23 protein-coding genes are annotated in these 23,655 nt (G+C 55.3%); 7 read left to right on the top strand and 16 right to left on the bottom strand.

Annotated elements, in window-relative coordinates; genetic code table 11:
* The first annotated feature begins 14 nt into the window (after positions 1-14).
* Positions 15-989, top strand: coding sequence for an LCP family protein (locus tag KJS55_RS09580; RefSeq protein WP_187029264.1), 975 nt, complete (start codon positions 15-17; stop codon positions 987-989).
* 30 nt (positions 990-1,019) lie between these two features.
* Entirely contained in the window at positions 1,020-2,444 is a 1,425-nt protein-coding gene (locus tag KJS55_RS09575) for an S-layer homology domain-containing protein (RefSeq protein WP_213543244.1), read from the top strand.
* A gap of 351 nt (positions 2,445-2,795) precedes the next feature.
* Here the strand turns inward: KJS55_RS09575 and KJS55_RS09570 are convergent, their stop codons facing one another.
* Positions 2,796-3,803: a DUF3810 domain-containing protein gene (locus tag KJS55_RS09570; protein ID WP_228300503.1), complete on the bottom strand. Its 1,008-nt coding sequence runs from the start codon at positions 3,801-3,803 to the stop codon at positions 2,796-2,798.
* A 152-nt stretch (positions 3,804-3,955) separates the two neighbouring features.
* On the bottom strand, positions 3,956-5,179 hold the full coding sequence (locus KJS55_RS09565) for an AI-2E family transporter (protein ID WP_187029258.1): 1,224 nt from the start codon (positions 5,177-5,179) through the stop codon (positions 3,956-3,958).
* A 128-nt stretch (positions 5,180-5,307) separates the two neighbouring features.
* Between KJS55_RS09565 and KJS55_RS09560 the strand changes: the two genes are divergently transcribed.
* Positions 5,308-6,195, top strand: coding sequence for a diacylglycerol/lipid kinase family protein (locus KJS55_RS09560; protein ID WP_187029255.1), 888 nt, complete (start codon positions 5,308-5,310; stop codon positions 6,193-6,195).
* Positions 6,192-6,806: an NUDIX hydrolase gene (locus KJS55_RS09555; protein ID WP_213543242.1), complete on the top strand. Its 615-nt coding sequence runs from the start codon at positions 6,192-6,194 to the stop codon at positions 6,804-6,806. Before KJS55_RS09560 ends, KJS55_RS09555 begins: the two co-directional genes overlap by 4 nt.
* Before the next feature lie 192 nt (positions 6,807-6,998).
* Here KJS55_RS09555 and KJS55_RS09550 read toward each other — a convergent pair whose 3' ends face one another.
* Together KJS55_RS09550 and KJS55_RS09545 are read right to left on the bottom strand one after the other, a co-directional pair.
* Positions 6,999-7,955, bottom strand: coding sequence for a calcium/sodium antiporter (locus KJS55_RS09550; protein WP_213543241.1), 957 nt, complete (start codon positions 7,953-7,955; stop codon positions 6,999-7,001).
* Between the two features lie 201 nt (positions 7,956-8,156).
* Positions 8,157-9,224, bottom strand: a complete 1,068-nt coding sequence (locus KJS55_RS09545) for a GNAT family N-acetyltransferase (RefSeq protein WP_213543240.1) — start codon at positions 9,222-9,224, stop codon at positions 8,157-8,159.
* A gap of 129 nt (positions 9,225-9,353) precedes the next feature.
* On the opposite strand from KJS55_RS09545, the gene KJS55_RS09540 reads away from it, so the two are divergent.
* The 3 genes from KJS55_RS09540 to abc-f all read left to right on the top strand — a co-directional run bounded on the left by KJS55_RS09540 (position 9,354) and on the right by abc-f (position 12,828).
* Positions 9,354-9,533, top strand: a complete 180-nt coding sequence (locus KJS55_RS09540; protein WP_187029249.1) for a hypothetical protein — start codon at positions 9,354-9,356, stop codon at positions 9,531-9,533.
* A 137-nt stretch (positions 9,534-9,670) separates the two neighbouring features.
* Positions 9,671-11,065: an asparagine--tRNA ligase gene (gene asnS / locus KJS55_RS09535; RefSeq protein ID WP_213543239.1), complete on the top strand. Its 1,395-nt coding sequence runs from the start codon at positions 9,671-9,673 to the stop codon at positions 11,063-11,065.
* A 284-nt stretch (positions 11,066-11,349) separates the two neighbouring features.
* Positions 11,350-12,828 (top strand): ribosomal protection-like ABC-F family protein, encoded by a 1,479-nt coding sequence (abc-f, locus tag KJS55_RS09530; protein ID WP_213543672.1) that lies wholly within the window; start codon positions 11,350-11,352, stop codon positions 12,826-12,828.
* A 37-nt stretch (positions 12,829-12,865) separates the two neighbouring features.
* Here the strand turns inward: abc-f and rd are convergent, their stop codons facing one another.
* The 12 genes from rd to vorB all read right to left on the bottom strand — a co-directional run bounded on the left by rd (position 12,866) and on the right by vorB (position 23,648).
* Positions 12,866-13,024 (bottom strand): rubredoxin, encoded by a 159-nt coding sequence (gene rd / locus KJS55_RS09525; protein WP_187029246.1) that lies wholly within the window; start codon positions 13,022-13,024, stop codon positions 12,866-12,868.
* A 16-nt stretch (positions 13,025-13,040) separates the two neighbouring features.
* The gene (locus KJS55_RS09520; RefSeq protein ID WP_213543238.1) at positions 13,041-13,628 is read right to left on the bottom strand and encodes an NADH peroxidase; all 588 of its coding nucleotides are present in this window, start codon (positions 13,626-13,628) and stop codon (positions 13,041-13,043) included.
* A gap of 401 nt (positions 13,629-14,029) precedes the next feature.
* A complete protein-coding gene (locus KJS55_RS09515; protein ID WP_187029241.1) occupies positions 14,030-15,181 on the bottom strand; it encodes a M20/M25/M40 family metallo-hydrolase in 1,152 nt (383 codons plus the stop codon).
* Positions 15,182-15,213: 32 nt separating this feature from the next.
* The gene (locus tag KJS55_RS09510; RefSeq protein WP_213543237.1) at positions 15,214-15,885 is read right to left on the bottom strand and encodes a flavodoxin family protein; all 672 of its coding nucleotides are present in this window, start codon (positions 15,883-15,885) and stop codon (positions 15,214-15,216) included.
* 38 nt (positions 15,886-15,923) lie between these two features.
* Positions 15,924-17,204: a TRAP transporter large permease gene (locus KJS55_RS09505; RefSeq protein ID WP_187029237.1), complete on the bottom strand. Its 1,281-nt coding sequence runs from the start codon at positions 17,202-17,204 to the stop codon at positions 15,924-15,926.
* Between the two features lie 3 nt (positions 17,205-17,207).
* Positions 17,208-17,723 carry a TRAP transporter small permease gene (locus KJS55_RS09500; protein ID WP_187029235.1) on the bottom strand — a complete coding sequence of 172 codons (516 nt, stop codon included), beginning with the start codon at positions 17,721-17,723 and terminating at the stop codon, positions 17,208-17,210.
* A 117-nt stretch (positions 17,724-17,840) separates the two neighbouring features.
* Positions 17,841-18,980: a TRAP transporter substrate-binding protein gene (locus KJS55_RS09495; protein WP_187029233.1), complete on the bottom strand. Its 1,140-nt coding sequence runs from the start codon at positions 18,978-18,980 to the stop codon at positions 17,841-17,843.
* Positions 18,981-19,018: 38 nt separating this feature from the next.
* A complete protein-coding gene (locus KJS55_RS09490; RefSeq protein WP_187029231.1) occupies positions 19,019-19,861 on the bottom strand; it encodes a polysaccharide deacetylase family protein in 843 nt (280 codons plus the stop codon).
* Positions 19,862-20,279: 418 nt separating this feature from the next.
* The gene (locus tag KJS55_RS09485; protein ID WP_187029229.1) at positions 20,280-21,236 is read right to left on the bottom strand and encodes a C-terminal binding protein; all 957 of its coding nucleotides are present in this window, start codon (positions 21,234-21,236) and stop codon (positions 20,280-20,282) included.
* A gap of 62 nt (positions 21,237-21,298) precedes the next feature.
* Positions 21,299-21,832 (bottom strand): 2-oxoacid:ferredoxin oxidoreductase subunit gamma family protein, encoded by a 534-nt coding sequence (locus KJS55_RS09480; protein WP_187029227.1) that lies wholly within the window; start codon positions 21,830-21,832, stop codon positions 21,299-21,301.
* On the bottom strand, positions 21,829-22,590 hold the full coding sequence (locus tag KJS55_RS09475; RefSeq protein ID WP_187029811.1) for a thiamine pyrophosphate-dependent enzyme: 762 nt from the start codon (positions 22,588-22,590) through the stop codon (positions 21,829-21,831). The genes KJS55_RS09480 and KJS55_RS09475 overlap by 4 nt, the downstream gene beginning before the upstream one ends.
* 5 nt (positions 22,591-22,595) lie before the next feature.
* Entirely contained in the window at positions 22,596-23,648 is a 1,053-nt protein-coding gene (gene vorB / locus KJS55_RS09470) for a 3-methyl-2-oxobutanoate dehydrogenase subunit VorB (RefSeq protein ID WP_213543236.1), read from the bottom strand.
* Positions 23,649-23,655 lie beyond the last annotated feature (7 nt).

Below are 23,655 nucleotides of genomic sequence, written 5' to 3'. Positions count from 1 at the left end.
AGGAGCTGTTTCGTATGTCCAGAGCCCGTTCCTCCCGCCGTCAGCGCAGTAAGCTGAACCAACGTCTCGCCCTTGTCCTGGTGCTGCTGGTGGCTGTGACCCTTTTTGTCGGTTACAACAAACTGTTTCAGGCCCCGGAACAGAAAACACCGGAGGACCCGGTTCTGGATGACAGCACAGACACCACTGACCTGGAGTCGGAGGCTCTGCGTTCCCATCTGGAGCGCAAGCCGAATTTCTACACCATCCTGGTCTCCGGCGTGGATGATCATAACGGCGGCAGCGACACCAACATTTTAGTGGCTGTAGATGCCGAAAACAATTATATCTACGGAGTGAGTATTCCCCGGGATACCAAATCCATCATCCACGGCCGCAACCAAAAAATCAACTATGCCTATAACGCCGGCGGCATTGACCTGCTGGCGCAGACGATCTCAGATCAGCTGGGCATTCCGGTGGACTACACGGTTTCCGTGGACCTGCAAGGCTTTGTCGCCCTGGTGGACGCCATCGGCGGCGTAACCTTTGACGTGCCCATCAACATGAATTATGAGGACCCCTATCAAAATCTCTATATTCATATCTCAAAAGGCGTGCAGACGCTCAGCGGCGCCGACGCGCTGAAGGTGGTCCGCTTTCGGGAGGGCTATGCCACACAGGATATCGGCCGCATGGAGACCCAGCAGAATTTTCTCAAGGCCGTGGCCAAGCAGGTTCTAACCGTCGGAAATCTGGACAAGATTGATGACTTTGTGAAAATTTTTCAGACCTATGTGGAGACGGACCTGACGGTTGGAAACCTTGCATGGCTCGGAAAGGAGGCCATCGGCATGGGCGCCGACGCCATCAGTTTCTCCACCCTGCCCAGTGAGTGGCACTCCCCTTATATCTATCTGGACACCGAGGCCACCCTGGCCCTGGTAAATGAATATCTGAACCCCTATGTAGAGGACCGTGTGGCAGAGGACCTGCATATCTGCACCTGAGCACATGGTGATACTGGAAAGGAGCTCTCTTTGAAAAAACGCACATATGCCCTTCTCCTGGCTCTGGGACTGTTGCTGACCACACCGGCGCTGGCCGCGCAGGACGGCAATTTCTCCCGGGTCCAGACCTATCATAACCAATTTTCTGACCTTTCCGCGGATTCTGTCTTTTATGACAATGTCTCCGCGCTGTATGAGTACGGTCTCTCCGTCGGAAAGGCCGACGGCACCTTTGGCTTGACAGATCCCCTGACGGTGGGACAGGCGGTCATTTTTGCAGCACGCATCCGAAGCCTCTACCGCACCGGGGACCCAGAGTCGGGTCCTGCCGCCTACGGCAGTGACGGCGGTTCTGTCGCCGGACAGTATCTGCGCTATCTCCAAGCAGAGGGTGTGCTGGACAAAGCCCTGGACAATGAGCTCTCCAGCATCGCTACCCGGGCCCAGATGGCCCATATTCTGACAAACATTTTGCCGGAGGAGACACTGCCCTCCATCCACACGGACCTGATCACCCAGGCCTATGCCTCCCGCCGCTTTTTGACCGATGTGACAGAGTACACTCCCTATTATCAGGATATCCTGTCCTTGTACCGCAAGGGCATATGCCTTGGCAGTGACGAGACTGGTTCTTTCCTGCCGGACGCCTCGATTACCCGCGGTGCTGCGGCCGCCATGCTGACCCGGATGGTGGACCCCTCCCTTCGGGTGACCCCCTCCTGGAATTTGACGGAGAGCGCACAGGGCACTGCCTTGGCGGACCTGGTGGAGCCCGGGCGCTATATCGCCTCTCCCACAACAACGGAGGAAATTGCCCAGGACATTCGCTATATGCTCTCTTCCGGCAGCAATCAGCTGACTCTGCAGTATTCCGGTATCTCTGCCATCCAGGCACGACAGGTGATGGAAAAGGCTCTGTCCATCACCAAAAGTTACTGTGAGCAAAGCTATAACAGCGTCACCTGTTCTTTCCATCCATCCGGGAGCATGACACTGACCTTTTCTGCCGTGGATCTGACCTCTTCACAAATCGAAACCTATCGAACCGCCGCCATGGATTCCGCCATCGCTGTTCACGACCAAATGTGGGAGGAGGGTCTTGTGACCTCCGATATGACGGAGCGGGAAAAAGCCCGGGTTTACTATACCTGGATCTGTGAAAACTGTGTGTATGACTATGATGCCACAGAGAATTCCCTCAGCCATATTCCCTACAGCCTGTTTACAGAGGGCACTGCCGTGTGCGACGGTTATACTGGTGCCTATAATCTGCTTTTAAAACTGGAGGGAATTGACTGCTACGCCCTCTCCAACAGTGGCCATATCTGGACTGTCGCCAGCCTGGATGGAACCGAGGTCCACATTGATACTACATGGGGAGACAGTGGTCCCACCCCGGACTATACCTTTTTTGCCATGACGCCTGCGGAGTCCTGGCAACAGCACCCCTGGTAAAAATTAGAAAGCCGTCAGATGGATAGCCAAGCCTCCAACAGTACTGGTTCTCCTTGGTGCGGCGGTTTTTGCTGGCAGCGCACTGCCTGCCGGGCAATACCGTCAGAGTGGCATAGGCGTTCCGGTGCTCTTTCGGAGACGGCAGCCAGTATGCATGGTAACATTCCGTCAAACACTGCGGGTCCCTTGGCGCGATGATTTTGAGGCGCGCAGGATCGCTATCACACCTGACGGACCGCCCCGGATGGCGGCCTTGGTTTAACAGGAAAGACAGCCTGGGAGGATTGCAGCAATCCCCCCAGGCTGTTCCCATTCACTTCAGAGATAACGGGCCGTTGGCCCGTTATCTTTTTATGGCTTTTCTTGCGCTAAATCTCGATAATAAGCCACCAATAGATCCACCACCGTTCCATAGGACTGGATGCCCCGCTCATCGCCATAGGCTTTCAGCAGCCCATCGTAAACCTGGTTAGAGACAGTCTGCACCACGCTGTCCTGAAACTGCGCCCAGTAGGCATTATTGTAAGCCAGATCCGCTTTCACTGTATCGGGCATGGCATTGCGGATGGCCCAGTAGCTCTCCGGGTCCACCCGGTATAGGGCGTTTCCCAGATAAATATAGCCGGAGAGCCAGCCGGCGTACACATAGGCCGGATTACCGCTAGTGGTGGAAGCCAGCACTCCCAGGAAATTACACTCCTGTTCCGATGCAATTCCCCGCTGATGGGCCAGCTCATGCGCCACAGTCGCCGGAAGAAGACATGCGGGACTGTCCACATTCACATTGCTCTCTCCGGTCCAAGCACAATAAACACCAGTAAAATCCATGATGCTCATCAGCCGCGAAAATGCCATAGCCTTTACCCCTGGATCGTCAAATTCCAGGAAGGGAAACTCCTGCTCCAGCACATCATATACCGTAGTGCTGGCGGAGAGAATGTCTTCTCTCGGCACATCAAACAATCCTTCCGCATCCCGGGACACGTCATCTGCCGCCTCCGCCGTTTTGTCTGCGAAGTATTGGGTTACTGCCAGCAAATCCTCCTGTGCCACCGGTTGGGCGGTAATCCCGGATTGATCCTGAAAGGAATCCGTCCAGAAATGAACCCCCCACAAAAGACAGGTTCCGGCGTAAAGCGTCAACGCGGCGCAAGCTGCGCCCAGCACCGCGCTGTAAGCCCGGTCTCCCCGGTGTCCTGCCGCTCTAACAACGGCAATTCCGCTTCCGACGACGTATCCGGCGCATAAAAGCACCAGCAGTACCGCCAGCACTTCCATCACAGAGATTTCCGTCCGGTAGCAAAGCCGTCCCACCGTCTGCCGCAGCGGCCCCGCCACATGTTTGGCCAAGGCATTCATCCAAGTCCGGTTTTCCCTGACCAGGCAAAAAACAGCCAGGAGACTAAGGTCTGTCAGCAGCCAAATATGGAGTCTTTGATGTTTTTGAAAAAAAGTTTTCATCGCTCTTATGCTGCCGCGGGAATTCAGGATGGTTTCCATGGGCATTCTGATCACAGGTCCTCTGGTGATGCAGCTGCTGTATCAGTCGTATATGTCTCCGTCTCCACTGGAAGATTCTTCTTCCGCAGCCGGACATTCACATAAAACTCCAGGGCGCTGTAAATGCATGCGCACACCGGCACGCCGAAGAACATGCCCACCACGCCGAAAAAGCTTCCGCCCACCAAGATGGCGAAAATCACCCACAAGCTGGAAAGGCCCGTTTTGTCTCCCAAAATTTTTGGACCAATGACATTACCATCCAGCTGCTGAAGCGCCAGCACAAAAATGGCAAAATACACCGCTTTGATGGGAGAGGCCAGCAGAATCAAAAACGCGCTGGGAATCGCCCCCAGGAAGGGGCCAAAGAAGGGAATCACATTGGTGACTCCCACGATCACCGACACCAGCGGCGTATAGGGGAAGTCCAAAATCGAGCAGCCAAAAAAGCACAGCACACCAATAATCAGGGAGTCCAGCAGCTTTCCCCGAACGAAGCCAGAGAAGATACTGTCCACTTTATGCACACCGCGTAAAATCCAATAGACATGCTTTTTTGTGCACAAGCCGCATACAATCTTTCGTGCCTGGGCGGCGCAAATCTCCTTGGTAGCCAGAAAATAGACCGAGACGATCACCCCCACCAGCAGGTCGCCCAGAAATGCCACCACGCCGAAAACGCCTCCGGATACAATCGTCATCACCGCGGTGGCCTGCGGAAGCAGCTCCGTCTGTACCCACGTCTCCATGGCATCATAATAAGTATTCATCTGCCCAGTCACCCAAGCCTCTATAGAGGGATAGGTTTCCAGCATATGCACAACCCAGCCGCTGATCGTATTATAGTAGTTCTCCACATTGGAGGCCAGCTGCAGCACGCTTTTATAGAGCTCCGGCAGCAGTACGGAGGCCAACAGATAGAATAGCACACCGATCAGCGCCCAGGTCAGCAGAATGCTGGCAGAGCGAACCCACAGGGGAACGCTTCGTCCGCGGGTGCCGCTCTTGGGTGCCAGCCGCCCCCTGGCCGCGACACCGTCAAACCAGTTGACAACCGGCGCCAGCAGATAAGCCATAAACGCGCCATAGAGAATTGGTGTGGTGGCCCCTAAAAACTGCCGCCAGGTTTTCAGAAGAAACCGGCTGCCAAAAAGTGTGTCATAAAATAGCAAAATAGCGGCCACCGTACAGAACGCCGTCAGCCCCCATTTGATATGCTGCTCTTTCTGTCTCATGACCGTTACCCCCTTGTTAAGATTATTCTACACGCCGTCCCCGGGAATTGCAATCCCGTTTTTCCCGTGCTATACTGTCTTTACGCCAATTTAACACTTGCGGTTCATTTGCAGGAGGCATTTTTCCTATGGTGCAAAAAAAGCTTCTCATGATTGTAAACCCCACAGCCGGCCGCAGCAAACCCCGCGGCCCGCTGTTTGACGCGGCGGCCCTGTTCTCCCAAGCTGGATATCTGCTGTCTATCCGCCAGACCGAGTCCCCTGGAGACGCTATAAAGATTGCCGCTGAATGCGGTGAGGATACTGATGTGGTGGTAGCTGTGGGCGGTGACGGCACGCTGAATCAAACCATCTCCGGTCTGATGTCCCTGGAGCAGCGGCCTCTGCTTGGCTATCTTCCCCGGGGCAGCACCAATGATTTTGCCGCCAGTCTCCACATCTCCTCTGACCCGGCCGCTGCGGCGGACCAGATTCTCCACGGCCAGCGCCGCGCCCTGGATATCGGGCGCTGGAATGAACGCTATTTCGTGTATGTTGCCTCTTTCGGCGCCTTTACCCGCAGCTCCTACACCGCTCCCCAGGCCGCCAAGAATGCCCTGGGGCATCTTGCCTATATCCTGGAGGGCATGAAAGACCTGAACTCTCTTCGTCCTTATCAGATTCGGCTGACCGCGGATGGGGAGGTTCTGGATGGAAGCTATCTATTCGGCGCCGTGTGCAACTCCACCTCCATCGGAGGGCTGATGAAGCTCAATCCAGAGCGTGTCGTATTGGATGACGGAAAATTTGAGCTGCTTCTGATTCCCAGCCCCCGCACCCCGCAAGACCTGCAAAATTTGGTCCTGGCTCTTTTGAATCAGCAGTATGATCGAGAGGGACTGGTCTTTCGTCACGTCTCCTCTCTCCATCTGGAAACCCAGGAGGAGCTGCCTTGGTCTCTGGATGGGGAATATGCCGCCAGCGTTCCCGCTGTGGAAATTGAAAACCACCAGCGGTCGCTCACAATGTTGCTATGAGCGCGGCATTGGAGGCCCTGCGCCGTCGTTTTGACGGCCATCAGCCGGGACTGCTGGGCGCCCGGAATGAATATGCTGTTCTATGCCCGCTGCTGGAGCAGCCGGATGGCGTGCACCTTCTCTTTGAGGTCCGGGCCGCACAACTGCGCCAGGGAGGGGAGGTATGCTTCCCAGGCGGCAGGCTGGAGTCACAGGAGACGCCTGCGGAATGTGCTCTTCGTGAGACAGAGGAGGAGCTCTCGATTCCCCGCTCTCAAATCCAGCTGCTGGGTACTCCGGACTTTATCTGCAATCAGCGGGGCTTTTTGCTTCGCCCCTATTTAGGTCTGATCTCCCCAGAGGGTTACGCCGCCATCTCTCCTTCCTCCGCTGAGGTGGCGGAGGTCTTTACCGTCCCCTTTGCCTTCTTTCAAAACACAGCGCCAGAGCTTTACTCCTATGATCTTCTCCCACAGCTGCCCGAGGGCTTTCCCTATGAGGCTGTTGGCATTTCTCAGGACTATCCCTGGTCCCGGGGCAAGGTGGATGTTCCAGTCTGGTATTGGCAGAGACACGTCATCTGGGGCATGACCGCCCGGATTGTTCGGGATCTGGCACAAACGGCGCCATGAAAACCAGGGGCAGCATAGCCAGCGTGTTAAAAGAGTGCCCCTTACAGCGCGGGGTTTTGGGGTCCTGTGAAACACATGCAGGATGGCCCCCTTTCCCGGCTTTCCCCGCTCTTGGCTGTCTCTTCCCATCCCAGGAGTATTTCTTGGTTTTAAGGCATGCGAAAGGCCGGAGCAATGTGCTCCGGCCTTTTTTCAGCGGACCAATGCCGCCACATAGACGATGTAGGCTGCCAGCATCAAAACTCCCTGCCAGCGATAAAATCTTCCCTTGATCAGCGGCGGAAGAACTGCCAGGGCGCACATTCCAAGGCATACCGGCATATCCAGGCCGATGGTCTGACGGCTCAAGGTCAGCCGGCCGCCGGAGACTGCAGAGCATACCGGCAGAATCATGGTCAGGTCAATCACATTGGCCCCGATGATGTTTCCAACAGACATGGACGCCTCCCGCCTGGAAATGGCGGTCAAAGTCGTCACCAATTCTGGCAGGGAGGTTCCTATCGCCACCATAGTCACCCCGATGATCCCAGCGGGCACTCCCAATAAAATCGCAATCTTGCTTCCATAGCAGATCAGCATCTGGGAGCCCATAACAATGGCGGCAATTCCTACCACAAAGGCTGTCAGCTTTCCCGCCAGTTGCCGCCGGGAAACCGAGCGTCCTCTGCCGATTTCCGTCCGGTTCTCCGCCATGCTGGTACGGGCGTCTGTCAGGTTGCTGACCAGGTATACTGTAAATACCGCCACCAAGCACAGGCTTGGTCCAACGGTCAGCCGTCCTCCCCGGCAGAGCAAAAATAGCAGCAGGGCACTTGCCGCCATCAAAAGGGCCTTCAGGCGAAACTGCTGCTTATGGACAACCGAAGGGATGCACACCACGGAAATCCCAAGAATCAGCCCCAGGTTGGCCGTCACAGACCCCACGGCGTTTCCTACCGCCATATCCACCTCATTTTGCAGCACACCCGTCACAGAAACTGTCAGCTCCGGCAGCGTCGTGGCCACAGACACAATGGTTGCCCCGATAATAAATCGGGGGACCCCTGTAGCCTCCGCAATCCACACCGCACCGCTTAAAAACCAATCGCCGCCCTTGATAATCAACACCAGACCTACCAGAAACAGCAGCACTGTCACCCAAACGCTCATCCCAGCCCCCATGCTTGTTCACCCATCGGCAAAACCTCCTCCGCGCCTGACTGCCAGTGTTTCCCGCCAGTACACGCGGCAGAAGCCCGCCCCTTTTCCACACCCCACTAGGCCGTTTCAACCGTCCCCATCCTGTAGGGCTACAGGGCAAGCATACTCTGTTTGTCAGCTACAATCCTGCTGAAAAATGTCTCCAGTCTGTCATCGTCCTAAAAATTCCGGAAGAAATGCAATGTTCTTTTCCACGAACGCCCCATCTGTTGCGGGGTGAAACCCATACTCCTCCAAAAAGCTTCTGGCCTCACCATTTTCCGGCAGCGCAGCGAAGATTTTCCCACCGCCCGCCGCTCGAGTCTGCTGTACCGCCTGTCCGATCAGCTGGACGCCGAAGCCCCGGCGCCGACAGTCCGGCCGGATGCCCAGTAGGGAAATCCATCCGGAAGCCGCATCAAGCTGCAGCACGCCCACCGGCTCCTCTCCAAGATACCCCAGCAACGTCTCCCTCCGGCCGCCGTCCTCCAGCAGCCGCGTCCGGTCAAATGAGCGCTGCCAAAGGGAAGAAGCCAACGCGCAAAATACTTCCGCCTGCTCTGGCAGCCGCAATGGAGCAAACCACAGCCCCGGCTCCAGGCCCCTTGGCCGTTTTCCTTTCTCCCCCAGGAGCTGGAGGTGGCTGTTATCATCACGGAACACCACGCGCAGCGCATCTCCCTCCGCCTCCAGCAGTGAGACGGCTGTGTTGTCCCCCGTGGGTGTCCGGCCCAGTTCTTCCAGAGAATAGCCCTGTAAGTACGAAAGCAGCATCCGCAGCACATAGCCGTGAGAAAACACTGCCACCGTTTCCCCCGTATGCTGCGCTGCGATTTTTCGGATGGCAGCCAGCACCCGGCCTCTGGCCTCCAGGGGGTCCTCTGCCCCCTCCAAGTGCCATAGATCCGGCCTGTTGGTGAAATGCTCCATCTCTTCCGGCCAACGGCGGTAAACCTCTCCCCAGCTGCGGTGCTCCCACACTCCCACGCAGATCTCCCGCAGCTCCCGGCTGCGGTGGAGTACCAGACCCTTGGGTTTGTAAATTGCGCTGGCCGTGGCACAGGTGCGGTAGAGATCGCTGGCGTACACAGCGTCAATCTGGATATCCGCAAACCGCCGCTCCAAAGCTTGCACCTGCCGCCAGCCACGGTCTGTCAGATTGCTGTTGCCCTGCCCCTGGGCGATCCGGTAGAGATTGCCCTCCGCCTCGGCGTGGCGGACCAAATAGATGTGCGTCATGACTCCTCCTAAAAATTTTTTTCAAGTTTAGTATAGCGTATCCAGAACATTTTGGCAAATCTCCTCCGGACGGATTTTCTGGCCGCTTCCGGTCATACTAGCTCCGTGCCGGAAAAGGAGTGACTGAATATGAAAATGTGTGCCGGATTTTTGGTCGGCATGGGTGCCGGGTTGGTGACCGGCGCCGCGCTTGGGATGATGACGCCCTACGGCAAGGACTCCATGAAAACGCAAGTGGGTAAGAGTATCCACAAGCTGGGTGTCGCCGTGGACCATGCCGTGGACAGCATCGTCTCTGAAATGCGCTGAGAAAACGGACGGGGAGGAAATCTTCCCGTCCGTTTTTTATGAAAAAGTCTGACAATGCAGAAAAGCCGCTTGTAAAAGTCTGTAAAACGCGTTATAATACAGCCATTCATTTCAAAAAAGAGATTTCAGGTGATTTTATGAGCTACACAAAAATAGCGGCCATTTATGCCGACAGTGAGACGCTGTCCGGGCAGACCGTCACCGTGGGCGGCTGGGTCCGCACCATCCGGGATATGAAACAGTTTGGCTTCCTTGAGCTGAATGACGGCTCTTGTTTTAAAAACTTACAGGTGGTCATGGATGCCGGTGTTCTCTCCAACTACGCTGAGATTGCCGCTCAAAATGTGGGCGCGGCGCTGGTGGTCACAGGCGCCGTGGTACTGACGCCGGGGGCCAAACAGCCTCTGGAGCTCAAGGCTGCCTCCATTGAGGTGGAGGGAACCTCCACGCCGGATTACCCCCTGCAAAAAAAGCGCCACAGCCCGGAGTTCCTGCGGACCATCCAGCATCTGCGGCCCAGGACGAACCTGTTCTCCGCCGCCTTTCGAGTGCGCAGCGCTGCGGCCTTCGCCATCCACCAGTTTTTCCAGGACCGGGGCTTTGTCTATGTTCACACTCCCATCATCACCGCCAGCGACTGCGAGGGCGCCGGCGAGATGTTCCGGGTCACAACTCTGGACCCCAAGAATCCCCCTCTGACGGAGGACGGTCAGGTAGACTTCTCTCAGGACTTCTTCGGCAAGCCTGCCAACCTGACAGTTTCCGGTCAGCTTAACGCAGAAAACTTCGCCATGGCCTTTGGCGATGTGTATACCTTCGGTCCCACCTTCCGGGCTGAGAACTCCAATACGCAGCGCCACGCGGCGGAGTTCTGGATGATCGAGCCGGAGATGGCCTTTTGCGATCTCAAGGGCGACATGGACGTGGCGGAGGCCATGATCAAGTATGTTCTGCGGTATGTGATGAACAAGTGTCCCGACGAGCTGTCCTTCTTTAACAGCTTCGTGGACAAAGGCCTGTTGGAGCGGCTAGAACATGTGGCCTCTTCGGACTTCGGCCGGGTGAGCTATACGGAGGCTGTGGAGATTCTCTCCAAGAACAACGATCAATTCGACTATCAGGTGTTCTGGGGCTGTGACCTGCAGACGGAGCACGAGCGCTATCTCACCGAGCAGGTATATCAGAAGCCTGTCTTTGTCACAGACTATCCCAAGGAAATCAAAGCCTTCTACATGCGCCTCAACGATGACAACAAAACCGTTGCCGCCACAGACTGCCTAGTGCCCGGCATCGGGGAAATCATCGGCGGCAGCCAGCGTGAGGAGCGGCTGGAAGTGCTGGAGCGCCGCATCCAGGAGCTGGGCATGAAGCCGGAGGACTACTGGTGGTACTGCGACCTGCGGCGTTACGGCTCCTGCCGTCACGCCGGATTCGGCCTTGGTTTTGAGCGGCTGGTGATGTACCTCACCGGCATCAGCAACATCCGGGATGTCCTTCCCCACCCCCGCACTGTGGGCAACGCAGAGTTCTGATTTTCGGGCTTTCGCGGCCGCAGGGTTGACAAGCGGTATCTGATCCGATATGATAGGCTTGAAATTGATGAAAAGGAGTGAAAGGATGTTTTCTGTTTCCTGCTGAATGAAATCTGGCGCTAACGCCGCCCCGGCAGAGGGTGTGCCGCTGCGCCGCGAGCAGGAAAGAGCCAAGCATTCTTTGACCCTATAGATCCATGCGCCTCCCGTAAAAGGAGGCTGACACAGGCATGGCTGGGCCGCAGGAAGTTCTTTCCTGCGGCCCATTTTTCTCATTTGGAGGGATGTCCATGATTCAGGTTACAAATCTGACCTTCTCCTACCCCGGCAGCTATGACGCGGTGTTTGACGGCGTCAGTTTCCAGTTTGACACCCAGTGGCGTCTGGGCTTTCTGGGCCGAAATGGGCGGGGAAAAACCACGCTCCTGCGCCTGCTGATGGGCCAATATGAATATGGCGGCAGCATTTCAGGCGTGCCGCCCTGTACCTATTTTCCCCACCCAGTCTCTAACCCCAGGCAACTGGCGCTGGAGGTACTCTCCGCCGTCTGTCCCACGGCTGAGGAGTGGGAGCTACTGCGGGAAAGCGGACTTCTGGGCGTGGAGTCCGAAGCACTCTACCGCCCTTTTGAAACTCTCTCCAACGGCGAGCAGACCAAGTGCCTTCTGGCAGCCCTCTTTTGCGGGGAATCCCGGTATTTGCTGATTGATGAGCCCACCAATCACTTGGACGCCGCTGGCCGCCAGACTGTTGCAGAGTATCTTCGCAAAAAGCAGGGATTTTTGCTGGTGTCCCACGACCGGGCATTTTTGGACGGCTGTGTGGACCATATCCTAGCGCTCAATAAGACGGGTGTCTCAGTCCAAAGCGGTACCTTTTCCACTTGGTGGGAAAATAAATCCCGGCAGGATGCCTACGAGCAGGCACAAAATGACAAACTCAAAGGAGAAATGAAGCGGCTCGCCCAGGCGGCGAAGCGGACCAGCACTTGGTCCGACCGGGTGGAAGCCACCAAAACTGGCTCTCGGAATTCCGGTCTGCGGCCTGATCGGGGCTATATTGGTCACAGGTCTGCCAAAATGATGCAGCGTGCCAAGTCCATCGACACCCGGCGTCAAAAAGCGCTGGAGGAGGCCTCCGGCCTGCTGTGGGATTTGGAGCGGGCCGATTCTCTCAAGCTGCGGCCCTTGACCGCCAGAGGCCGACTGTTGGACCTGCGGGAGGTCGTTCCCCACTATGGCGGACGGCCAGTGTGCTGCCCCCTGACCTTTGCTCTGGAGCCGGGAGACCGTGTGGCCCTGACCGGCGGCAACGGTTGCGGAAAGAGCACTCTGCTGAAGCTGTTGATGGGCCAGGAGATTTCCTGGGACGGCACGTTCACGCATCTCCCGGGTCTCTCCATCTCCTATGTTCCCCAAGACACCAGTAACCTCCGAGGAAGCCTGCATGACTTTGTCCGGGAGCGGAACGCCGACGAAACGCTGCTGCTGGCCATTTTGCGCAAGTTGGACTTTCCCCGGGTACAATTTGAAAAGGATATGGCGAACTGGTCCGCAGGGCAGAAGAAAAAGGCTTTGATCGCCTGCAGCCTCTGCGAAAGTGCCCACCTGTACCTTTGGGATGAACCGCTGAATTATCTGGACGTATGGTCCCGCATGCAGATTGAGCAGCTCCTGCTAGCATTTCAGCCAACCCTGCTCTTTGTAGAGCATGACGAAACATTCCGGCAAACGGTAGCCACCCGGCAGATCGAACTTCTGTAGATAAAAAGAGAGGCGGGACCTGTGGTCCCGCCTTGTCTTATGCTTCCTTTTCAAACACGTCCTTGCCCAGTCCGCAGGTGGGACAAACCCAGTCCTCAGGAACCTGCTCCCAGGGGGTACCGGGGGCGATTCCGTTATCTGGATCGCCTACCGCGGGATCATAGACATAGCCGCATGGGCAAACATATTTCTGCATCATAATCTCCTTATTATCAGCCGAAGTACCGCTTCAGCAGGCCCTCCAGAGCCTTGCCGTGACGGGCCTCGTCGCGGGCCATCTCATGCACGGTGTCGTGGATGGCGTCCAAGCCGTTCTTCTTGGCGCAGGCGGCCAGATCGAACTTGCCCTGGGTGGCGCCGTACTCACAGTCTACACGCCAAGCCAGATTCGCCTTGGTGGAGGCCTTCATATTGGGCTCCAGGTCCTCACCCAGAAGCTCGGCAAACTTGGAGGCGTGCTCAGCCTCTTCAAAGGCAGCCTTCTCCCAGTACAGGCCGATTTCGGGATAGCCCTCGCGATGGGCAATGCGTGCCATACAAAGGTACATGCCCACCTCAGAGCACTCGCCCTGGAAATTCGCCATCAACTGCTCAAAAATGTACTTCTTATCCTCTTCGCTGATGTCAGCGTTGTTCTTCACGGTTTTAGCATAAATGCCGTACTCATGCTCGGCAGCCAGCTTTGCTCCCTCGGTCATCTCTTTGAACTTGGAAGCGGGAACACCGCAGACAGGGCACTTCTCGGGAGGGGTGGTACCCTCGGCAACATAACCACAAACTGTGCAAACCCATTTTTTCATAACACATATCCTCCTTAATAAGCCGTTTCTTGTTGTATGTAAGCTTTTTGTTTCCCCTTTGGATATGTTGAGTATATCAGGATATTTGCATATTGCAAGTTGCTAATGCAACACTTGCTGAAAATTTCTAAAATTTTCCCAGTTTTTTTCAACCGGTCAAGGACACCCCCGCCCCTTGCCCACAGTTTTCTGCTTCCGTTCTTAATCCAAAGAACCTTCTTGCCACCATATAACCAAAAGCAGGTCCAAAAGGACCTGCTTTGTTGGAAAAAGCCATTTTGACTGTTTCTTTCCGGTGGTGGAACAACTGTATTTTTCGCGGCGGCCGGCACTTTTTCACATGGCCCTCTCTCCGAGGCGGTTAGCCGAGGGAGATGGGCCAATCGCAGTTTTAAAGGTTTTTAGAGGGTTCGGATCAGCTCCGCAACCAACGCAACCCGGGTGGGAATCGTGTCGATCTGCACGTACTCCTTCGGATTGTGGAGGAAATCCCCGTTCAGTCCTAGTCCGCACAGGGAGGGACATCCCACAGAGGCGGTAAAGTTACAATCGCTGCCGCCGCCCAGCCGGGCGGGCTGATATGGATATCCCAATTCTTCAACAATCTCTTTTGCCCGGTTATAGACCTTCGCATGGATTTCGGATTGGGCGAAGGGCGGCTTTTCCCGTCCGCCGCTGATCTCCAGATGTACATTCTTCAGCTTGGGACGCAGTGTGTGGAGCACCTCCTCCACCTCACGGCCCAAGTCCTCGTTTAGGTATCGGATATCATAGATGACAGAGGCATCTGCCGGGGTCATGGCCGTGGCTCCCACATCGCCGCCATGCAGGCTCACCGGGGAATACCAAACGCCCCGTTTTTTATCACAGAGGGATTCCAGCTCAATGATCAGATAGGACAGTTCCAGCAGGGGATTCGCCGCGTAATCCGGCCGGTTTCCAGCATGGCTGGCCTCTCCCCTGGCAGTAATCTCCACCACCGAGCGGCCAAAACGCTCCGCTGTCACATAGCCGGGGGCATTGTGCCCGGGCTCGGCTACCAGACAGGCATCAGATTGGGACGCCAGCGCCATGATCGCGTCCTTGGAAGTTCCGCTGCCAGCCTCTTCGTCACAGTTGAAGAAAAAAGTGACCTCTTTATCCTCCGGCATCATATGCAATTCCCGCAGCGCCTTCATCGCCATGTAAAAGCTGATCAGGCCGCCCTTCATATCATAGATACCAGGGCCAAAAGCCTTGCCATCCCGCACGGTGAAGGGGCGCTCCCGCGTTGTGCCCGTTGGGAAAACAGTGTCATAATGGCCCACCAGGAGGACCTTGTGTGTGCCGCTGCCATAGGTTCCGGTGACATGGATTCCCACATCCCCCACGTCCATGGTACCAACCGTGAACCCAAGCCCCTCAAAGAGTTCTTTCAAATAGAGTCCGCATCGGTTTTTCGTCTCCCGGGCTCCATATGTATGGGATTCCAGGTTCACCACATGTTCCAAAATGGAGAGAAATTCCTCCCGGTGGTCTGCGACGAATGCTTCAATCATTTTGCTGTTGCCCATTCTCTGCCTCCAAAGCTTTGCTGCCTGACCGCTTACGCGCGGTTGAGCATCATCACGGTCTTTGCAACACGAATGCCAAGATTTCTGCAGCTCTTCATTCCCAGCTCATCTGCAAGAACCGCATCGCGCACGTCTCCCTTTTGCGGATAGGTGGTGCAGGCTCCGCCATTATAGCAGCCGGGCGTCGGCTCGCCGCCGGAGCCCACAACGATCATATCATGGACCTGGAAAAATGCCTGTAACTCCAGCATGGTCAGCTCCTCGCCGGCATTCCGGTTTCCGCCCACCACCAGTCCTCCGCCGACCTTATTCTGCAGGCCATACTGATACTGGCTGGTCCCATAGCGCAGCAATCCCTCCGTGCGGTCCATGAACTGCTTGACCTGCGCGGACACGGACTGGAAGTACACCGGGGATGCAATAATCAGGCCATCACAGGCTTTCAGCTTGGGATAGATCTCATCCATCCCATCCCGGAACATGGCGCAGGCATGGGCGCCGCCGTCCTTCTTTCCCGGCTCCCGGCAGCATGCAAAGCACCCCTTACAGTTATGAATCTCATAGTCCCTCAAATAAATGATCTCCGTGCGGATTCCCTCCACTGTCTCGGCGGCCTTCATCGCTTCCATCAGCATCAGATCCGTGTTGGCCCCTTTGCGCGGGCTGCCAGAGATGCCTAAAATCAGTCTCTCTTTCATCATCATAATCCCCTCTTTATCGAAATAGCAAGTTGATTTCCATTTTAAGACAACAGTGTTGGAAGTGCCAGAGAAATCTCCGGGAAAAAGGTGATCAGCACCAGGCAGACCAGCATGGTCACAATAAATGGAAACGCCTCTTTTACAATTTTGTGCATGGGCAGTCCCGTCATACCGGAGGCCACGAACAGGTTCTGAGCCACCGGAGGCGTCACAAAACCAATCGCCAGAGCCACAATCATCACCGTGCCAAGATGAATGGGGTCAATCCCCATGGGAATCAGTGCGCCGCTCAAAATAGGTGCCAGCAGCACAATAGCCGAGATTGTGTCCAAAATCATGCCTGCCACAATCAGCACCAGCATCACGATAAACATGATCACATAGATGTTACTGGAAATGGAGAGCAGCAGGTCGCTGACCATGCCGGGAACTCCCAGCATGCTCAAGACGGCGCCCAGGGCCGCAGCGGGAGCAAAGGCCAACATCACCGCCCCCACAAAGGAGGCCGTGGTGTCCAAAATGGAAAACACATCCTTCCATTTGAGCTCTTTGTATACGAAGAAGCCTACAAACAGGCTGTAGAAAATGGCTACTGCCGCGGCCTCTGTCGGCGTGAAAATACCGCCATAAATCCCGCCCAAGATAATCAGAGGCATGATCAGAGCCCATTTTGCCTCGTTGATAGCCTGAAGCTTCTCTTTCCCCGTAGACTTGCGCTCTGTGCCAAGATAACCGCGTTTTTTGCAGATAAAGCGGGAAACTACAATCAGGGCAATGCCAATCATGATGCCAGGGCCAAAGCCCGCGATGAACAGGGTGCCGATATTGCTGTTTGTTGCAATGCCATAGATCACAAACGGAATACTGGGAGGAATGATGATGCCAAGGCTGCCGGAAACCGCAGAGAGGCCGGTTGCAAATTCCTTGGAATATCCCTCACGCACCATATAAGGGATCATGATACCGCCGATGGCCGCCACGGTTGCGGGGGAAGAACCGGAGATCGCGCCGAAAAACAGGCACGCCACCACGGTGACAGCGCAAAAGCCGCCCGTCTGGTGTCCCACGAACTTTTCCGCCACATTGACCAGCCTCTTGGACAAACCGCCCTTTTCCATAAAGGACCCCGCCAGCATGAAGCCGGGAACCGCCAGCAGAGCGAAAGAATCAAGACCTGTGTAAAGCTGCTGGGCAATAAAGGTCAGCGTTGTTGTATCAAACAGCAGGGCCGTAGAGATCAGACCCGCTGCAATCGAAATACCAATCGGTACACCGATCGCCATCATCACGATGGTTACGATAGCCAATATCAACAGTTCCATATGTCACGCCTCCTCTTCGTGCGTTTCAGACTCCAACTCTCCGCTTTTCAGTTTTTTGATCTGAATCACGATATCCTGAATCAAGCGGATGGAAATCAAAACCAGCGCAAGGGGAATGACCGCATAGGGAATCCACTTGGGGAGTTTCGTGATGGGTGTCTGCATCCCGTAGTGCAGCAGGTTTGTCACCACCTGGAAGCTTCCATAGCTCAGGAAGCAGTTCACCACGATGAACACCAAATCTGAAAGAATCTGACAGACAGTTTGCCCCTTTTTGTTTAAAAAGGTCGTCAAAATTTCAATCTTTAAGTGCTGTCCACGCCTGGTTCCACCGATCGCGCCGATATAGACGGACAGAATAAACAAAATCACGCTGATCTCTTCCGTGAACGCAAGAGAGTAGCCAAACACGTATCTGGAAATGACCTGAATGAACAGCAGGCACATCATCAGTCCCATGCAGAACATAGAGAGCAGATACTCCAGATTGTCAAACAGCCAAAAAAGTTTCTTTTTCACAAGTCTCTCTCCTATTGAGGCGGCGCCCCGCCAGTCTCATGAGTCCTAGTTTTCGGAAATGTGGTGGCAGGAGCCCCTGCCACCACACGCAAAGCATCCTGTTTTCTGCTGATGGTATCAGTTCATGGAGATCCCAGCGGCAGTCAAAAATTCGTTCATATAATCGCTGCCGATCTCGTCAACCAGTTCAGGCCATGCGGTCTTTGCAACATCCTGGAAGGCGGCCAGCTGCTCCTCCGTCAGTTCTGTTACCTGCATCTTCTCCGCCAGCAGGCTCAGCACTTCGCTCTCAGAGCTGTTCAGCTCCTCAATGCTGTAGGCCTCAGCCACCTGAGCGGCCTTATCAACCGCGGCCTTAAACTCGTCAGACAAACCTTCATACCACGCATTGTTGCAAACCACAGCACCCGCTGTGCAGAGGTGATTGCTGATGGTCACATAGTCCTGTACATCGTAGTACTGGAAGTTATACAGCGTCTCGATGGGATTCTCCTGCCCGTCAATGGTCCCTTGCTGCAGAGAGGTAAACACCTCAGAGAAAGACATGGTGCTGATGCTGCAGCCAAAGGCAGAGAGGCCCTTGACCTGCACAGAGTTATTCTGCGCCCGGATTTTGAGACCCTTCAGATCGTCCGGGGTTACAATCTCATGCTTGCTGTTGGTAAACTGACGCATGCCGATGATGCCATAGTAAAGCGGTTTCAGCCCGGTTTCGGCAATACACTTTTCCGTCATCAGATCGCCTGCCGGCCCAGTCAGCAGCTCATAAGACTCGTCATTGCTGGTCACGAGATAGGGGACATCCAGGGGCTGAAATGCGTTCGTGAACTCCGCAAAGCTGCCCAGAGGCCAGTCAGTGAGCTCGAAGGTGTTGTTCTGCAGGCCGCCCAAAACCGCGTCGGCCGTGCCGCCGAAGGTGGAATTCATGTAATATTGAATCTCAATTTTGTCGCCCAGCTCCTCCTTCAAGGTCTGCAGGAACTTCCGGGCCGCCCGCAGGTAGGCCTGACCATTCAGATCCGCGCTGGTGGAGGCGTACTTGATGACCATCTTATCCGGGTTGCTGGAGGCTGCTGTGATGAAGGCGTTGATCTCCTCATCCGTCGCATTTTCTCCCGGGGCTTCCACCACTTCACCGGAGGTGTCCCCGTCGGCATCGTCATTCGACGGCACATTGGTGTTGGCCGAGAGGCCGCAGCCGGACAGCACAAACAGCATGGCTAACAGGGCGCATAACAACTTCTTTGCTTTTTTCATGTTCTTTTCTCCTTTTCCATGTTTATTCAATCTGACACTCAGGCCAGGCCGTGACGCTTCTTATAATCTGCAACTGCCTGCCCCATCGTGACAAATTCTACATTCGGGCAGGAGTGAATGTGCTTGATCACGTTTTCCAGAACCATCATCCTGGAGGGCCGTCCAATAATCTGGGGATGACAGGTCAGCACGAACACGATATCAGAGTCAACGCCGCTGTCCACTTCATCCATGAATTCCTCATACAGCCCGTCGAACTCCTTGATCCAGCAGTCCTCCACGGCGGACAGAGGCTGCATGCACTTACCCTGGATTCTCACGCTGTACAGCCAGAATGCCGCATCATCCAAAATCCAATGAATCGGTACCTCGATGATATTGGACTTCTCTCCAAAAATCTCCAACGGCTGCAGGCAGTCTGTGCCCATCATATTGCTGGAATACTCAATCCCCATGTCCTTTAAAATATCCAGGGTATTGCGGCTGAACTCCCAGGCAGGAGAGCGATAACCTTTGAGCTTATGGCCAACTACAGGCTCAATGATCCTGCTGGCCCGCTCATAGTCCTCCGCCTCGGCCTCCTTGCTGGGGAACTTGTCTGGATAGGTATGGCTGTAGCTATGGTGACCAATCTCATGAATCCCCTCGTCCAGAATACTGGTCAGCGTGTAAGGAAACATCTCCGCAGTCATACCTGGCACAAAGAAAGTCGCAGGCGCATCATACTTCTTCAAAACCTTCAAAATACGTGGCAGGCCACGGTCCAACCCATAGTGGCCCAGAGACAGTGTGACCGGGCGATCCGCATTTTCCGGGTCTCTACAGCGCCAAATCATCTCTCCATCCACATCAAAGGTCAGCAACACCGGCATCTTCCTCATACAGAACATCCTCCTTGATTGATTTTGAAATGTCCGCAGCTCTTTATTACAGTATTGCCCATTGCGGCACGAGTTCTTCTATGACCGATACTATATTAGGAGCCCGGTAGGTTCTTCCCGTGGTTTGTTGGTCTTGCTTACAACTACCATATTAGTATATTTAGTATGTTAACGTCTTTCCTAGACTTTGTCAAGAAATTTGCAATGATTTTGTTGTTTTTTCTGTTTCGCGCAAGAATGCCTTTGTAATTTCGGAACTTCGACGAAAATAAATCGTCGTTTTATACAAATTCCCGCTTTCTCTTTTATGTGACCTGCCAATGCTCATGTTGCGAAAAATACCCGCCCTTTGATGGCCATCAAAGGGCGGGCTGACAAATGGTAAGACTTGTTGGAACCAGAGGCAATATCAGAGAGATTACTGGGGTTTTACGACGTAATTGATATCTCCCTCACCGGCAAGAAAATGCGTCACATTCTCCGCAGAGCGCCTGCGCACCTCTTCCAGAGCCGTCTCAGAATAGAAGGCGGCGTGGGGTGTGAAAATGACATTGTCATACTTAAAAATCCGGCTGGCAAAGTTGGCGGGCTCCTCGTCCACCACATCCAGAGCCGCAGCACGCACCGCACCGGACTCCAGAGCATCACACAGCGCGTCGTGATCCACTGTACCTCCCCGGGATGTATTGACAAAAATCGGCTGCTTCTTCACATGGTCAAAGAGATTTTTGCCCACCATCTTCTCCGTACTGGGCATGAGAGGTACATGGCTCAAAATAACGTCACTGACCTCAGCCAACCGCTCCATCGGCATCATCTCAATGCCGAACTCCTCTGCCACTTCCTTGGGAAGATACGGATCATATCCCACCAGCTTCATGCCAAAACCCTTGGCCATCACCGCCGCCTTGCGGGGAATGCGGCCGCAGCCGATGAGTCCCATGGTCATGCCATTAATCCGGTAGAGCTTGGGCGCGTCCGCAAAATCCCACTTCTTCTCCTTGCGGACCTTTTCGTTATATCCAGGGATGTTGCGCAGTGTGGAGAGAATCAATGCCATGGCGTGCTCTGCCACCTCGTCAAAGCAGTAATCCGGTACATTGGTCACTGCAATCCCCAGTTCCTTGGCCGCATCCAGGTCAATGTTATCCACGCCCATGGCGGAGTTTGCAATGATCTTCAGATCCGGCAACTGCTCCAAAACGCGGCGGGTGAACGGCGCGTACTCAGACAGCGTGGCCACCGCTCCCTTGCAGGTCTCAATGACCTCTTCCTCTGTCAGAATCTGGGTGCAGACCACCTCCGCATCCTTGGGCAGGTGCTGCTTTTCCACGTCATAGCTGCCCCAGCTGCAGTCTGTAATGACTATTTTCATCTTGTTTCCTTCCTTCCGCATGGATGCCCGCACCGAACAACGGCACAGGGCGCTGTGGTTCCTCAGCCCTCGTTTAGCTCGTAGCCCTTGCGAAGCGCCTCCAAGTTGATGGGAATCAGCTTGGGCTTGGCAGCAAAGGACTTCTCTACTTCCGCTGCAATGATATCATAGGGAACTTCCGGCAGGAGCTTTGCGATGTACCCCAGCGCCACCACGTTGGCGGTCTTGGGATTGCCCAGCTCCTGGGCAATCTCATTGAAGGGCACTTTCTTGAGCTGTCCGCACTGACAGGTGGGCTCCAAATCGATCATGGAGCTGTTCAGGATCAGCGTTCCGTCGGGGTCCATCAGCTCCTGATAATCCCCCAGAGACCGCTCGTCGAAAATCAGCATGATGTTCGCCTCGGAGATAATCGGGCTCTCCACTCCATCCGAAATCACAATGTTGCACATCGTCCGTCCGCCACGCTTTTCCTGCCCGTAAAACGGGACAAACGTCACATTGTAGCCGGCCTTGATGGCAGCGTCGCACAGCGTCTCTCCCAGGGTAATGACACCCTGCCCGCCGATGCCGGAAAACAACAGCTCGTATTTCATGCCTGTGCACCTTCCTTCGTGGTATCCTTCAAAACGCCCAGAGGATAGATCTCTACCATCTTTTCGTCAATCCACTCCAGGGACTTTACCGGAGACATGCTCCAGCCGGTGGGACAGGGGGAGAGTACCTCCACAAAACCCATCCCCTGACCAGCCAGCTGCAGCTCAAATGCCTTCTTCAGCGCCTTCTTGCAGGCGTTGATGCGGGCAGGGGTGTTCACCGTTACCCGCTCACTGTAGCAAACGCCTGGCAGCTGTGCCATAATTTCCGCCATCTTCACCGGATAGCCGGAGTTGTCCGTCATCCGCCCCGTGGGAGCCGGCGCCGTGGAGGCCGTCTGCCCCAGCAGCGTCGTGGGCGCCATCTGGGCGCCGGTCATGCCGTAAATGGCATTGTTGATGAAGATGACCGTGAACTTCTCCCCGCGGATGGCAGCGTGCATAATCTCCGCCATACCCTCGGATACCAGATCACCGTCGCCCTGGTAGACCATGACAAACTTGCTGGGGTCTGCCCGCTTGATGCCGGTGGCCGCAGCGGGAGCTCTGCCGTGCAGGGCCATCATCATGTCCATGTTATAGTAGCGGTCCGACAGACAGGAGCATCCAATCGGCCACACCATGATCCCGTTATCCTGCAACCCCATCTCGTCAATCAGCTCCGCGATCAGCTTGCCCACGATGCCGTGGCCGCAGCCGCCGCAGTAAGTCGTCACCGCATCCGTAAAAATCTTCGGTCTCTCGTAAATCGTCTTCAATGTACTCACCCCATTTTCCGAATCTCAGCCAGGATTACCTTCGGAGAGGGCGTCGTACCGCCAAGCTTTCCGAAGAAGCTCACATCCCGCTTGTTCTCAACCGACAGCTTCACGTCCTCTACCATCTGGCCAGCGCTCAGCTCGCATACCAGGAATTTCTTTCCGGTAATGCCCTCAAAGGCGATATCGGGGAAGGGCCACAGGGAAATCGGACGGATCATGCCGACCTTCCTCCCCTCTGCCCGGGCCATGTTCATGGCACTCACGCACACCCGGGCCATCGAGCCGTAGGCCACCAGAATGATGTCCGCATCGTCTATGTAATAGCTCTCAAAGCGCTTCTCGTTCTCCCGGATGCGCTGATACTTTTCCTGGAGCCGGTCATTGAAGGCGCCCCACTGGATGGGGCCGTCTCCACAGGTGACAACCTTGTGGGGCTCCTGGCTGCCGCAGCCCCGCAGCGCGTTATATTTCTCGGCTGGATTCTTCTGCTCCACATAGCCAGGCAACTCCACAGACTCACGCATCTTGGCAATCGTTGCGTCGCTGAGGAGAATCACGGGGTTATGATACTTCTCCGCCAGCTCAAAGCTCTCCTGAATCATGTCGCAGTACTCCTGCACAGAGTAGGGCGCCAGCACCAGATTATTGTAGTCGCCGTGCCCTCCGCCCTTGACGGCCTGGAAGTAATCGCCCTGGGCGGCTAGGATTTCTCCGTCGGCCGGGCCTGCCCGCATGATCTCCACAATCACCGCCGGCAGGTCTGCTGCGGACATGTAGCTCATGGCCTCCTGGCCCAGGGAAAAGCCCGGGCCGGAGGTGGCTGTCATTGCCCGATGGCCCGTGGCCACCGCGCCGGCCACCATGTTGAACGCGGAAACCTCCGTCTCCGCCTGGATAAATGTAATGTTCTCCTCTGGACGCTCCACCATTGCCTTTGCGTAGTACTCCGGCACCTCACTGGAGGGAGTAATGGGATAGCCAAAAAACAACTTGCACCCGGCGCGAATGGCGGATTCCGCCATTGCCTGGTTGCCCTGCATAAATACCTTAGCCATGTTCTGC

This window comes from Pusillibacter faecalis, from assembly GCF_018408705.1.
In the GTDB taxonomy this organism is placed as follows: Bacteria; Bacillota; Clostridia; order Oscillospirales; family Oscillospiraceae; genus Oscillibacter; species Oscillibacter faecalis.
Note: the sequence above shows the minus strand (reverse complement) of the source record. Positions and strands in the feature narration are given on the sequence as shown.

Excerpts from the sequence above, each read along its gene's own strand:
- vorB (WP_213543236.1), bottom strand. The coding sequence starts at position 23,648 with ATGGCTAAGGTATTTATGCAGGGCAACCAGGCAATGGCGGAATCCGCC.
- rd (WP_187029246.1), bottom strand. The coding sequence starts at position 13,024 with ATGCAGAAATATGTTTGCCCATGCGGCTATGTCTATGATCCCGCGGTA.
- KJS55_RS09555 (WP_213543242.1), top strand. The coding sequence starts at position 6,192 with ATGAGCGCGGCATTGGAGGCCCTGCGCCGTCGTTTTGACGGCCATCAG.
- KJS55_RS09540 (WP_187029249.1), top strand. The coding sequence starts at position 9,354 with ATGAAAATGTGTGCCGGATTTTTGGTCGGCATGGGTGCCGGGTTGGTG.
- KJS55_RS09480 (WP_187029227.1), bottom strand. The coding sequence starts at position 21,832 with ATGAAATACGAGCTGTTGTTTTCCGGCATCGGCGGGCAGGGTGTCATT.
- KJS55_RS09550 (WP_213543241.1), bottom strand. The coding sequence starts at position 7,955 with ATGAGCGTTTGGGTGACAGTGCTGCTGTTTCTGGTAGGTCTGGTGTTG.
- abc-f (WP_213543672.1), top strand. The coding sequence starts at position 11,350 with ATGTCCATGATTCAGGTTACAAATCTGACCTTCTCCTACCCCGGCAGC.
- KJS55_RS09580 (WP_187029264.1), top strand. The coding sequence starts at position 15 with ATGTCCAGAGCCCGTTCCTCCCGCCGTCAGCGCAGTAAGCTGAACCAA.
- KJS55_RS09505 (WP_187029237.1), bottom strand. The coding sequence starts at position 17,204 with ATGGAACTGTTGATATTGGCTATCGTAACCATCGTGATGATGGCGATC.
- KJS55_RS09510 (WP_213543237.1), bottom strand. The coding sequence starts at position 15,885 with ATGATGATGAAAGAGAGACTGATTTTAGGCATCTCTGGCAGCCCGCGC.
- KJS55_RS09545 (WP_213543240.1), bottom strand. The coding sequence starts at position 9,224 with ATGACGCACATCTATTTGGTCCGCCACGCCGAGGCGGAGGGCAATCTC.
- KJS55_RS09570 (WP_228300503.1), bottom strand. The coding sequence starts at position 3,803 with ATGAATGCCTTGGCCAAACATGTGGCGGGGCCGCTGCGGCAGACGGTG.
- KJS55_RS09515 (WP_187029241.1), bottom strand. The coding sequence starts at position 15,181 with ATGGGCAACAGCAAAATGATTGAAGCATTCGTCGCAGACCACCGGGAG.
- KJS55_RS09485 (WP_187029229.1), bottom strand. The coding sequence starts at position 21,236 with ATGAAAATAGTCATTACAGACTGCAGCTGGGGCAGCTATGACGTGGAA.
- KJS55_RS09565 (WP_187029258.1), bottom strand. The coding sequence starts at position 5,179 with ATGAGACAGAAAGAGCAGCATATCAAATGGGGGCTGACGGCGTTCTGT.
- KJS55_RS09560 (WP_187029255.1), top strand. The coding sequence starts at position 5,308 with ATGGTGCAAAAAAAGCTTCTCATGATTGTAAACCCCACAGCCGGCCGC.
- asnS (WP_213543239.1), top strand. The coding sequence starts at position 9,671 with ATGAGCTACACAAAAATAGCGGCCATTTATGCCGACAGTGAGACGCTG.
- KJS55_RS09520 (WP_213543238.1), bottom strand. The coding sequence starts at position 13,628 with ATGAAAAAATGGGTTTGCACAGTTTGTGGTTATGTTGCCGAGGGTACC.
- KJS55_RS09490 (WP_187029231.1), bottom strand. The coding sequence starts at position 19,861 with ATGAGGAAGATGCCGGTGTTGCTGACCTTTGATGTGGATGGAGAGATG.
- KJS55_RS09495 (WP_187029233.1), bottom strand. The coding sequence starts at position 18,980 with ATGAAAAAAGCAAAGAAGTTGTTATGCGCCCTGTTAGCCATGCTGTTT.